10 protein-coding genes are annotated in these 11696 nt (G+C 60.4%); 5 read left to right on the top strand and 5 right to left on the bottom strand.

The features are described 5' to 3' along the window. Positions 1-4: 4 nt before the first annotated feature. The 5 genes from cysB to PM1_RS11460 form a co-directional block, all read right to left on the bottom strand. Positions 5-979 carry an HTH-type transcriptional regulator CysB gene (gene cysB / locus PM1_RS11480; protein ID WP_009623289.1) on the bottom strand — a complete coding sequence of 325 codons (975 nt, stop codon included), beginning with the start codon at positions 977-979 and terminating at the stop codon, positions 5-7. A 196-nt stretch (positions 980-1175) separates the two neighbouring features. After that, positions 1176-1664 carry a universal stress protein gene (locus PM1_RS11475; protein ID WP_009623290.1) on the bottom strand — a complete coding sequence of 163 codons (489 nt, stop codon included), beginning with the start codon at positions 1662-1664 and terminating at the stop codon, positions 1176-1178. A gap of 64 nt (positions 1665-1728) precedes the next feature. Further along, positions 1729-2640: a 5'-nucleotidase gene (locus PM1_RS11470; RefSeq protein ID WP_009623291.1), complete on the bottom strand. Its 912-nt coding sequence runs from the start codon at positions 2638-2640 to the stop codon at positions 1729-1731. A 21-nt stretch (positions 2641-2661) separates the two neighbouring features. Next, complete coding sequence (locus PM1_RS11465) at positions 2662-3615, bottom strand: putative 2-dehydropantoate 2-reductase (RefSeq protein ID WP_009623294.1); 954 nt, start codon at positions 3613-3615, stop codon at positions 2662-2664. After that, positions 3616-4005: a thioredoxin gene (locus tag PM1_RS11460; protein ID WP_009623296.1), complete on the bottom strand. Its 390-nt coding sequence runs from the start codon at positions 4003-4005 to the stop codon at positions 3616-3618. Between PM1_RS11460 and PM1_RS11455 the strand changes: the two genes are divergently transcribed. From PM1_RS11455 to PM1_RS11435, 5 genes are all read left to right on the top strand, one after another. Continuing rightward, complete coding sequence (locus tag PM1_RS11455; protein ID WP_024128653.1) at positions 4004-4423, top strand: PilZ domain-containing protein; 420 nt, start codon at positions 4004-4006, stop codon at positions 4421-4423. The two genes, PM1_RS11460 and PM1_RS11455, sit on opposite strands and share 2 nt — an antisense overlap. Before the next feature lie 166 nt (positions 4424-4589). Further along, positions 4590-5666 carry a 3-deoxy-7-phosphoheptulonate synthase gene (locus PM1_RS11450; RefSeq protein ID WP_009623300.1) on the top strand — a complete coding sequence of 359 codons (1077 nt, stop codon included), beginning with the start codon at positions 4590-4592 and terminating at the stop codon, positions 5664-5666. A gap of 187 nt (positions 5667-5853) precedes the next feature. Then, positions 5854-7068, top strand: a complete 1215-nt coding sequence (locus tag PM1_RS11445; RefSeq protein ID WP_009623301.1) for a tyrosine-type recombinase/integrase — start codon at positions 5854-5856, stop codon at positions 7066-7068. 179 nt (positions 7069-7247) lie between these two features. Next, on the top strand, positions 7248-10187 hold the full coding sequence (locus tag PM1_RS11440; RefSeq protein WP_009623303.1) for a DEAD/DEAH box helicase: 2940 nt from the start codon (positions 7248-7250) through the stop codon (positions 10185-10187). Between the two features lie 615 nt (positions 10188-10802). After that, a complete protein-coding gene (locus tag PM1_RS11435) occupies positions 10803-11693 on the top strand; it encodes a hypothetical protein (protein WP_161788517.1) in 891 nt (296 codons plus the stop codon). Positions 11694-11696: the final 3 nt, after the last annotated feature.

Below are 11696 nucleotides of genomic sequence, written 5' to 3'. Positions count from 1 at the left end.
AGCCTCAATAAACCGGCAGCTCGATCCCCTCGAACAGCTCATCCAGCTCAGCCTTGTTGTGGCACTGCACAGCCTTGGCCAGCAGTTCGCGAGTCAGGTGCGGAGCGAACTTCTCGATGAAGTCGCACATGAAACCGCGCAGGAAGGTGCCGCGGCGGAAGCCGATCTTGGTCACGCTGGATTCGAACAGGTGGCTGGCGTCGAGCATCACCAGGTCGCTGTCCAGCTTCGGGTCCACCGCCATGTGCGCCACGATGCCCACGCCCAGGCCCAGGCGCACGTAGGTCTTGATCACGTCGGCATCGGCCGCGGTGAACACCACCTTGGGCACCAGGCCGCGCTGGTTGAAGGCCTCGTCCAGCTTGGAGCGGCCGGTGAAGCCGAACACGTAGGTGACGATCGGCTGTTCGGCGAGCAGTTCCAGGGTCAGCTTCGGCACCTTGGTCAGCGGGTGGCCCTGGGGCACGATCACGCAGCGGTTCCAGCGGTAGCAGGGCATCATGATCAGGTCGCCGAACAGCTCCAGGGCCTCGGTGGCGATGGCGAAGTCGACGGTGCCGTCGGCGGCCATCTCGGCGATCTGCATCGGCGTGCCCTGGTGCATGTGCAGGGACACGTCCGGGTACTGCTTGATGAAGCCGCTGATCACGCTCGGCAGCGCGTAACGCGCCTGGGTGTGGGTAGTGGCGATGGACAGGGTGCCCTTCTTCTCGTTGGAGAATTCCTGGGCGATCTGCTTGATGCTCTCGACCTTGCGCAGGATCTCGCCGGCGGTGTTGATGATGCGCTCGCCGGCGGGGGTGACGCGGGTCAGGTGCTTGCCGCTGCGGGCGAAGACTTCCACGCCCAGTTCGTCTTCCAGCAGGCGGATCTGCTTGCTGATGCCCGGCTGCGACGTGTACAGGCTCTGCGCGGTGGCGGAAACGTTAAGGTCGTGGTGCGCGACTTCCCAGATATAGCGCAGTTGCTGAAGCTTCATGGAGATTCCTCGAAATGGATGTCGCGGCCCGCGACCCGGGCTCTGCTTTTATAACCATATTAATGGTTTGAGGAATAAAGTTAGACGTTTTTTTCGAGCTTGCCTACTACGTCCCCTCTGGCAACATCCCGGCACCCCACGGACACCGGGAAAAGTGCGCGGCAGAGCGCCGCATCCGTTCGTCGCGCAGCCGCCTTCAGCTGCGGTGCTGCAGCATGGGCACCAGGTAGACCGGCACTTCCGCCAGCTGCACCACCCGTGCGGCGGTACGCCCCAGAGGCGTGTTCATGCCCTCGCCATGGCTGTGGCTGCCGGCGACTATCAGGTCCACGGCCAGGCGCTGCGCCTCGTCGAGGATCACCTGTGGCGGGTCGCCCTGCAGCACGCGCACCGAACGGATCATGTCCGACTCCTCGTGCAGTTCGCCGAGTTCGTCGCGAAAGCCTTCCATCACCCGCCGCTCGATGTTGCCCATGACGGTGCTCAAACCGCTGCTGCGCAGCTCGGCGAGGGTGTCGGCATCCAGGTAGGTCTGCAGCACGGAGTCGGCGAACAGCCCCATCGGCTCCACGGCGTGCACCACGTGGATCTCGGCGTCGTAGGCGCGGGCGAGGGACATGGCGTGCTGGAGGACGTACGGGGCGTAGAGACCAAGGTCGGTAGCGTAGAGAATCGATCGGATCATGCGGCCTCCTACTGCCTCGGCGGCGGGCCTCTGAGCAGAGTAGCAGCAAGCGGCCGAGGCCGCGCTAGCTGGCCGTCTGCGGCTCGTTGCTGACGCCGTGGGGCACGTGGCCGGTGGCGACCACCTCCCGGGCCCGCTCGCAATGCCCGGGCTGGTCGTCGAAGAACACGTCGGCGCTGAAGGCCTCGAGGAACGCCGACTTGTCCAGGCCGCCGAGGAACAGCGACTCGTCCAGGCGGATGTCCCATTCGCGCAGGGTGCGGATGACGCGCTCGTGGGCCGGCGCCGAGCGCGCGGTGACCAGCGCCGTACGGATCGGGCAGGATTCCTGGGGGAAGGCCTGCTGCACGCGGTTCAGCGCCGCCAGGAAGGGCTTGAACGGGCCGCCGCCCAGCGGCTCGCGGGCGGACGCCTGCTCGCGCGTCTGGAAGGCCTCCAGGCCGCCCTGCTGGAACACCCGCTCGGCCTCGTCGGAGAACAGCACGGCGTCGCCGTCGAAGGCGAAGCGCAGTTCGCCGGCGGTCTCGCGGCGGGCCCCGGCGGAGAGGATGGTGGCCGCGGCGAAGCCGTTCTCCAGGGCGCTGCGCACATCCTCGACGTGGGTGGAGAGGAACAGGTGGCAACCGAACGCCGCCAGGTAGGGATAAGGGCTGCGCCCGCCGACGAAGGCCGCGCGGGAGATGCCCAGGCCATGCTGCTGGATGGAGTTGAACACCCGCAGGCCGGTGTCGGCGCTGTTGCGCGAGACCAGCACCACTTCCACCAGTTGCCGGCCGAGCATCTCGTTGAGCCCCAGCAGCTTCTGCACCAGGGCGAAGGCGTCCCCGGGCGACAGCACCTCGTCCTCGTGGGCGATCTGGTACTGCCGGTAGGCCTCCACGCCTTCGGATTCGTAGATGCGGTGGCTCTCGTCCAGGTCGAACAGCGCCCGCGAGGAGATCGCCACCACCAGCTTGTCGCCCAGCCCCTTGCCCATTGCCCGTTCCCCCGTGATGGATCAGCGCGCCTGGTTGCGCGCGTCGATGAAGCGTAGCGCCCGTTGCAGCGCCTCGATGCGCGGCATCGCCACCCCGGCGGCGGCCGCCGCGGCCAGGGGCGCGTCGTAGATCGCCTGCAGCTCCAGCGGCCGGCGCTGGGCGAAGTCGTGGTACATGCTCGGCAGGTAGTCGGGCATGCGTTCGGTCGCGCTCAGCATCGCCGCCGGGTAGCCGGCCGGCAACTCATGGCCGCAGGCGGCCGCCCCGGCCATCACCTCGTCCATGATGGCGGCGATCAGCGCGCGGCTGTCGGCGTTGGCCATCAGCGCCCGGGTGCCGCTGTCCAGCAGCACCGACAGGCCGTTGTAAGGGACGTTCCATACCAGCTTCTGCCAGCGCGCGTGCTCCAGCGCCGGCATCGCCACGGAATCCAGCCCGGCCTGGCGGAACAGCGCCGCGCCCTCCTCGGCGATGGCCTGGCCGACGGCAGCGGCGGCCGGCCCGCTGTGGTAGCCCAGGTGCACCGCACCCAGGGCCTGGTGTTCGATCACTCCTGGCGCGGAACGGTGCACGCAGATGTAGCAGAGCCCGCCGAGCAGGTGCAGCGCGTCCGGCAACAGCGGGCGCAGGCCCTCCTCCACCGCCAGGCCGTTCTGCAGCAGCAGGACCTTGGCGCCCGGCGCCGCGGCGCGGGCGATCAGCGGCGCCAGTTCGGCGTTGCTGGTGGTCTTGGCGCCCACCAGCAGCCAGTCGCACGGCGGCAGGTCGGCGACGTCGTGGTAGGCCTGCACCGGAGCCAGGCCCAGGGCGCCGTGCACCTGGCTGTTCAGGCGCAGGCCGTGCTCGGCCACCGCGGCGTATTCGCTGCGCAGCAGGAAGTGCACATCGAAGCCGGCGCGGGCCAGCATCAGGCCGTAGAAACCGCCGATGGCGCCAGTGCCGATCACGCCGATGCGGACGGGGGAAACAGTCATTCAGGGCAACTCCTCGGGAATGCGCAAGGCCGCGGCGCGCAGGGCCTGGGCCAGTGGGCCGGCGCGCAGGGGCGCGTCGAGGCGGCCATGGAAGGCGCCGTCGCGCACCAGGAACAGCGCCGGCAGGTGGAAGACTTCATAACGCTCGACCAGGCCGCCATTGCGCCCGGCATCGACCCAGCACAGGCGCCGCACCGGCAGCCCCATGCCCGGCAACTGCGCGCGGGCCCAGCGGCAGGAAGCGCAGCCCTCGGCGCTGAACACCAGCAGCGAGTCGCCGGGCAACTCGAGCAACCGGTGATCGGCATCCAGGTCGGTGAGTTCCAGCGACGGCACTATACTTTGCCCAATGCCAACGCCAAAAAGATTGCAGTCGGAGCCTTCCGTCATGCGACAGTTCCTGCGTCACCCCTGTGATCTACCGGTGGAGCTGGTGGTCCGCAGGCAGCTCTTCCTGCCGCGCCAGCGCCTGTACAATATCAGCCTCGGCGGGGTGGCCTGCAACGCCCCGCGCGGTTTCCGCCGCGGCACCGCGGTCGAGCTGCGCATCCCGCTGCTGGGCGACGCCGCGCGCTACCCCGGCGTGGTGGCCTGGAGCCGCAAGCTCAGCGACGACTACCTGGTGGGCGTGGCCTTCCTCGACGAAGACACCCTGTTCCGCGCGCGCATGGTCGAACAGGTCTGCCAGATCGAGCACTTCCGCCGCCAGCGCGAGCGCGAAAGCGGGCAGGCGCAGCCGGTGGAAGACACGGCGCTGGAGTGGATCGCCTGCAACGCCGCCGACTTCCCCCTGTTCTGCGCCATCTGAAACGCCGCCAAACCCCGTCATCCGGGCATTTTCCCGCTGCCTGCCCATTGTCGAGCCGGCGTCCGACGCGTTAAGGTTCGACTTCCCCTTAGCGAGATTCATGCCTGCGCCCCATCGCATGGGGGGTTCCTGGCGGCCGGCACCCGTGACCTGACTGAGTACCACGATGGCTGATTTACAGATCGACGACCTTAACGTTGCCTCCAACGAGACCCTGATCACGCCGGAGCAGCTCAAGCGCGAAATCCCCCTGACCGAAGCCGCGCGGCAGACCGTCGCCCATGGCCGCCAGGTCGTTCGCGACATCCTCGATGGCAAGGACCACCGCCTGTTCGTGGTGATCGGCCCCTGCTCCATCCACGACGTCAAGGCCGCCCACGAATACGCCGAGCGCCTCAAGGTCCTGGCCGCCGAAGTCGCCGACACCCTGTTCCTGGTAATGCGCGTGTACTTCGAGAAGCCGCGCACCACCGTGGGCTGGAAAGGCCTGATCAACGACCCCTACCTGGACGACTCCTTCAAGATCCAGGACGGCCTGCACATCGGCCGCCAGCTGCTGCGCGACCTGGCCGAGATGGGCCTGCCCACCGCCACCGAGGCGCTCGACCCGATCTCCCCGCAGTACCTGCAGGACCTGATCAGCTGGTCGGCCATCGGCGCGCGCACCACCGAATCCCAGACCCACCGCGAGATGGCTTCCGGCCTGTCCTCCGCGGTCGGCTTCAAGAACGGCACCGACGGCAGCCTGACCGTGGCGATCAACGCCCTGCAGTCGGTCTCCAGCCCGCACCGTTTCCTCGGCATCAACCAGGAAGGCGGCGTGTCCATCGTCACCACCAAGGGCAACCGCTACGGCCACGTAGTGCTGCGCGGCGGCAACGGCAAGCCGAACTACGACTCGGTGAGCGTGGCCCTGTGCGAGCAGGAGCTGAACAAGGCCAAGGTGCCGCTGAACGTGATGGTCGACTGCAGCCACGCCAACTCCAACAAGGACCCGGCCCTGCAGCCGCTGGTGATGGACAACGTCGCCAACCAGATCGTCGAGGGCAACAACTCCATCGTCGGCCTGATGGTGGAAAGCCACCTGGGCTGGGGCAACCAGCCGATCCCGAAGGACCTCTGCCAGCTGCAGTACGGCGTCTCCGTCACCGACGCCTGCATCGACTGGGAAACCACCGAGAAGGCCGTGCGCAGCATGCACGCCAAGCTCAAGGACGTGCTGCCCAAGCGCCAGCGCGGCTGAATCGGACGCAACGAAAAACGCCGGGCAATGCCCGGCTTTTTTAATGCCCACAGAAATCCACCAAGGTTCATCAACCCATAGAAAATCAAGGTCTTGAGACGTATCATCGTCCCAAGGCATCCACCAAAGATTGGCAGAATCCGCCGCCAAAGTGTGGGTGAGGGTGTGGGTGAGGCGAGGAATCTGTATGGGTAAGCTGACGACCAAAACCGTCGAGTCCCTGGCCAGGGCATCCGTAGCTGGAAAGACCAATGATGGGGATGGGCTTTACTTCCAGGTGGCCAAAGGTGGCTCCTCGAGCTGGATCTTTCGGTACAAGCTGGACGGGCGAAGTCGAGAAATGGGCCTCGGCTCTTTCCCGACCGTAAGCCTCAGCCAGGCCCGTCAACTTGCCGCAGACCAGCGCAAGGTTCTCGCGACTGGCGCAGATCCTCTCGCTACCCGTGATACCGAACGGGCTGCGAAACGTGAAGCTGAACAGCAGGCCGCGGCACGCCGTATATCGTTCGAGGATCTTACACACCAGCACCTGGAAGCCCATGGGAGCAGTTGGACTGAAAAATGGCGCAAAGGCTGGCTACGCAAGCTGGAACGCTATGCGTTTCCCACCATTGGGAAGCTCTCGACTGACGCTATCCAGACCGAACATGTGCTAAGCGTGCTGCGCCCAATCTGGGCAACTAAAACCCGCACCGCCGATGAAGTTCGTGGGCAAATCGAGCAAATACTCGATGCAGCCAAGGCTCGCCGCCTCCGCGAAGGCGACAACCCCGCCCGCTGGCGCGGTCACCTGGAAAACCTCCTCAGCAAGGCCGAGAAGAAAAAGGCACGCCAGCGTCAGCACTTCCCGGCCATGCATTGGCGCGACCTACCTGCGCTGATGAGGACACTAGCCCAAGACTCTGGCCGGGATGCCGTAGCCGCACGCCTGCTCATCCTGACGTGTGCCCGCACCCACATGATCCGCTTCGCTCAATGGCCCGAGATGGACTTTGCAGCAGGGACATGGGCTCTTCCGGCCGAACGCATGAAGATGAGAAAGCCCTTCGTCATTCCCCTGCCCTCCCAGGCTGTGGATATGCTGCAAAGCCTACCTCGCACGGATTCGCCGTATGTGTTCCCAGGGAAAGGCAAGAGCGGTGTCATGCACGCCAACGCGATTCGCAACCTGCTCCACGAGCTAGGACACGTTGACATTACTCGGCATGGCTTCCGCTCCACATTCCGCGACTGGGCCAATGAGTGCACCCACTACCCACGGGAGGTATGTGAGCTTGCTCTCGCACATGATGAGCGGGACCAGACTGAAGCAGCTTATTCTCGCTCAGACTTTCTAGAGAAACGCAGGGCACTGATGGCTGATTGGGCAATCTTCTGTACAAGCCTCGAGCGAGCGACATAACTTCGAGTGTCACGGGCAAAAATCGGCTAGAAGCGGTCACGACAGTTCAGCAACCCTGCGCCGAGGCTCGACCGGCATTGCACTTTTGTCTAAATCGCTAAGGCAATGTACGCAATAGAGGTCGTGCTACTATTTTGGCATCGTATCCAAGAAGCCCTTTCTGCTCTCAGGTAATCGCCATGGACGACGTAGTAGTAACGCATTCGGATGTGTACCAGAGCTGGCAAAACCACCTTTTCAATTTCAATCTGGACGATCCTAAAGCCAAGACGCCTGGCCTGCGAAAGCCGCAACTAGCCGCGCTTTACGCGACCCTTGGTCATCTGGTGGTCGACCCCACAGCTACGGCCACCGTGGTCATGCCCACCGGCACAGGGAAAACCGACACAATGCTCGCGCTGATCATCGCGGCGAGAATGAGTCGGACACTAATCCTTGTACCTTCGGACGCCCTCAGAGCTCAATTGGTGAACAAGTGCGCTGAGATGAAGACGCTTCGCACCGTGGGGGCAGTATCGGAGACGGCGCGCAATCCCATTGTTGCGGCCATAGATTCGAAGCTGTCTGAAGCACAGGTTGCTGAATTGGCTACTGCCAACATCATTGTGGCCACCCCTCAGGCCCTGCTGCTATTCGAAGACGCCGCCTTGGGGGCGCTGGTGAACATGTGCAGTCACCTGATGATCGATGAGGCTCACCATGTCGTAGCAACCAGTTGGAACCGGATCAAAACCGCCTTCAGGGGCAAACCTTGTATTCAGTTCACAGCGACGCCATTCCGGGAGGATGGTCTAGCTCTGGCCGGCAAGATCATCTACAACTACCCTCTCCGGGATGCGCAGCTTGATGGCTATTTCAAAGGCATTGAGTTCCATCCGGTACGAGAATACAACCTCAGGCTGTCCGACCAGGCCGTCGCAGACAAGGCTGTTGAGCTGCTCCGGGCTGACCTCAAGGCAGGCTATAACCATTTGATGATGGTTCGGGCCAAGTCGCACAAGCGGGCGGCAGACCTTTTTGAGATTTACAAGCAGCACCCCGATCTCACGCCAGTCTTGATTCACAGCAAGGTTCCGAACCAAGCCAGAGTGATGGCGGAAATCGTCCAGAAGAAGCACCGGATTATCGTATGCGTCGACATGCTTGGCGAAGGCTTCGATCTGCCTGAGCTCAAAATCGCCGCCATTCATGATCAACACCAAAGCCCTGCAGTGACGCTCCAGTTCATTGGCCGGTTGACGAGGGTTGATGCCGCCCTTGGTGATGCCAAGTTCGTAGCGAATATCGCTAACCAGAAGACCGACCATCAGATGGCAGATCTCTATAAGGAGAGCGCTGATTGGGGGGCAGTCATTCGCAACGTGAGCGAGCAAAAGGTCAGCAGGGAAATTGAGAAGGCGGACTTCAACGAGCAGTTTGCTGACGGTGACGATGCCCAAGTGATTTTTGGGCTAAACCCGAACCCCAAAATCAGCGCCGTGGCTTATCACGTCTCCCCCCAAGACTGGACACCACAGCGCGCGCAGGGGCTGGATGGACGCAGAGAAACACTGCAGTACATCTCGATCAATGACCAGGCCGATACCGTCATTGCCGTGACTCGGCGAGAGACGCTGGTTGGGTGGGCTCAGACCGAAGAAATCGTCGATACCAACTGGAATCTGTACATCGCTTTCTATAACAAGGCGCAGAAAACCTTGTTCATTCACACCTCAGGTGACGACACCCAGGCAGCTCGCTTTCTCAACCTGGTAGCCAAAGACCCTCGTCGTATCAATGGTGAGCCGACCTTCCGTACGCTCCACGACATCAAACTGATGAAGCTGCAGAATGTTGGTCTATCACGCGCCCGGAAAGACTTACGGTTCACGATGCACGTGGGGCGCGATATCAATCAAGTGATCAGCGATATCGAGAAAGGTAACGCGACAAAATCCAACATCTTCGCCACCGGTTTTGAGGATGGAGAACGAACTACCGTGGGCTGCTCGCACAAAGGCAAGATCTGGGAGATGAACTCCTCTCCGATCAACTACTGGGTCGAGTGGTGCAAGCGCATGTCGATCAAACTCAACGACAACACCATCGACCCCGCTGACATACTCAAAAATGTCATGCGTGCTGAGCAAATCAAGGACAGCTGGCCAGAAGGCCTGTTTTACGCCGACTGGCCTGAGTCGATCGCAATCGAAAACGAGCAAAGGATCTCGCTGTATTTTCAGGGAGAGACTTTCAACCTTCTCGACGTTGAGCTTGGCAAGCCTGAGTACAGTGACGCGCGGACGCTAGATATCCCCGTCTTGGTCGAGGGTAATGATGGCGAGGAGCGTCGCCTCACTTCCATCACCATCAAGTTGTTGGAAGACGGATACAAGACCTCATGCCCAGGCGGGAAGATTCTTTATCCCCACGAAATGCCACTGGACTCCTACTTGGATGGAGAGCCGCTTGTATTGCTCAAGGTCGACGGTTCCATGGTGCAGGGCAACTACCGTCAGTATTCGCTCAACAGCATGGATGTAAAACTGCCTGCCGGTTTGCTTGAGCCTTGGAATTGGGAAACGACGAAAATCCATCAAGAGTCCATGCGTGCGGAGCGACGTGAGGATTCTGTACAAGGCTTCACCTTTGCCAAGATCGTTGACGACTACTCAATCGTCTTCAACGATGATGGCAAAGGTGAAATCGCTGACCTAGTGGCAATCCGGGAAAGCAAGGACGCTATCTATGTTGACCTCTACCACTGTAAATTCTGCCCAATGACTGATGGCGTGGCCGCGCCAGGGGCGCGCGTTGCCGATGTCTATGAGGTATGCGGCCAAGCGTCGAGGTCAGTGAAATGGCTGTACACCGGCGATAAGTTCTTCAACCGACTGATGGACCGCTACCAGCAATCACTACTTAAGGACTTCGACAGAATCCTGAAAGGCACGCCTCAGCAGTTGGAGATACTGCGCAACAAATGTCACGACCATGAGCTGATCTTCAAATTTGTGATCGTCCAACCCGCAATATCAGCGAAGAAGGTGTCCAAGGAGCAGTTAGCCGTCTTGGGAACGAGCTACTCATACATCAAGAGCATCTCAGGCTCGGATATCAAGGTCATTGTTAGCCCTTAATTGACTTGCACCAGCGGAATTACAGTTGATTCCGCTGATGTCGTGCTGTGCGATACCGACTTCGCCATTGCCGTCGCAAGCTTGTGGCAGCCCGAAGCGTCCTAAATTTTCAAGATACTCGATAACCGCTTCTGGCCAATTGCTGCCCCTGACGACAGGCAGCTACCGACCCATAGCAGACGATCGAATGACCCCAAGATGGTGTGATTCAGAGTCGGAGTCCCGCCCTAGTGTTTTCTTTGGCCTTGCTGAGCGCCGATCTTAAGCTGTCGACTGCGCCAGCATCTCTGGTGGGGAAAACTGCGAGCCTTACCCTGATGCCGCGCAGAAAACGCACATGATAGAAACCACCTTCGCGGCCAATCTTGGGTCTGCTTCGAAAATCTTATCGTTTACCCTTTATCCCTTGATAGGGCTAGCACAGGATTAAGCCGTGATGAACAGGAAGCCGGAATATTGTGCAAACAGGGTCCGGATCTCTAAGCACCTAACGGCTTTAAAGCACATCACAACCCCTTAGCAACAAAGGGTCGATGGTGGCATAATGCCTTTTCAGCGAAATCTCGGAGTGCTAGTCTGAGGCTAGCGCCTGCAACCCAGGAAACCGAATCAGGGATGAGTTATATGCGTTTGCATTCCATATCTAGCACTGCCGTTGCATTATTTACCGCCACGGCGTTGATTACGATAAGCACTCTATCGACCATCGTGGCGCTTAGTGACGCATGGTTCGAACTCAACGAAAATCAAATCATGTACTTGTATTCGACATCCGCCCAGGTAATTGCGGCAGTTTATGGATTGACTCTCACTGGGTACTTATTCTTCCGAAGCGAACTACTTCGCGAGGCTCGAAACGATGAAACTCGAGCAGTCTCTATTGAAAAAGTGGAAGGCCGCTACCTCAAGCAGCTAATAGTAATTACGCTATTGGTGGGACTTACCATTATTCTAACTAATTTGGTCATCGTTCAAGAAGGAGCTAAGAGCACCTTGTTTCTAACGGCGCTGATGAACACAGCGCAGACAAGCTTTGCTATTTCGTTTGTAGCAATCTCCATTTTTGTTTTAGATGTGGTAACTCCGCATAACGTGGAAGCGGCCAGCCAAGCGATTCAAAATGAAATCGACCCAGGCCATAGCCTCCAGAACACTGAAGGCAGCCTAGAAAATTTCTTGCGAATATATAATGAAATCGAAAGGATTTTGGTTGACGCTACTGGCTCGCTGAAGCCCTTCATTGAAGCATTGGAGTCGTCGCCTAAATACAAGCGCACCTCTAATGCTCGCCTCGCAGAGATGCTCTGGCGAGGGAGGAGAATTAAGCATCATCTTTTCGCTCAATTGAAAGATCTGATTACGCTTAGAAACGCAATCATTCATGGCGCGGAGCCTGTCGTTAGTCGCGAAATGGTTGATAAGTCTCAGGCCGTATTACTTGAGTTGAGGGAGGCATTACAGGATACGACTCCCAGCGAAAACGCCGAAACACCATATTATTTATAGCTC

The organism is Pseudomonas sp. M1, from assembly GCF_022760135.1.
Lineage (GTDB): Bacteria > Pseudomonadota > Gammaproteobacteria > Pseudomonadales > Pseudomonadaceae > Pseudomonas > Pseudomonas citronellolis.
This window is presented reverse-complemented; position numbering and strand designations above follow the sequence as displayed.

Bases quoted from the DNA above. Each gene is read 5' to 3' on its own strand.
- PM1_RS11465 (WP_009623294.1), bottom strand. From the start codon at position 3,615: ATGACTGTTTCCCCCGTCCGCATCGGCGTGATCGGCACTGGCGCCATC.
- PM1_RS11435 (WP_161788517.1), top strand. From the start codon at position 10,803: ATGAGTTATATGCGTTTGCATTCCATATCTAGCACTGCCGTTGCATTA.
- PM1_RS11470 (WP_009623291.1), bottom strand. From the start codon at position 2,640: ATGGGCAAGGGGCTGGGCGACAAGCTGGTGGTGGCGATCTCCTCGCGG.
- PM1_RS11475 (WP_009623290.1), bottom strand. From the start codon at position 1,664: ATGATCCGATCGATTCTCTACGCTACCGACCTTGGTCTCTACGCCCCG.
- PM1_RS11445 (WP_009623301.1), top strand. From the start codon at position 5,854: ATGGGTAAGCTGACGACCAAAACCGTCGAGTCCCTGGCCAGGGCATCC.
- PM1_RS11455 (WP_024128653.1), top strand. From the start codon at position 4,004: ATGCGACAGTTCCTGCGTCACCCCTGTGATCTACCGGTGGAGCTGGTG.
- PM1_RS11440 (WP_009623303.1), top strand. From the start codon at position 7,248: ATGGACGACGTAGTAGTAACGCATTCGGATGTGTACCAGAGCTGGCAA.
- PM1_RS11460 (WP_009623296.1), bottom strand. From the start codon at position 4,005: ATGACGGAAGGCTCCGACTGCAATCTTTTTGGCGTTGGCATTGGGCAA.
- cysB (WP_009623289.1), bottom strand. From the start codon at position 979: ATGAAGCTTCAGCAACTGCGCTATATCTGGGAAGTCGCGCACCACGAC.
- PM1_RS11450 (WP_009623300.1), top strand. From the start codon at position 4,590: ATGGCTGATTTACAGATCGACGACCTTAACGTTGCCTCCAACGAGACC.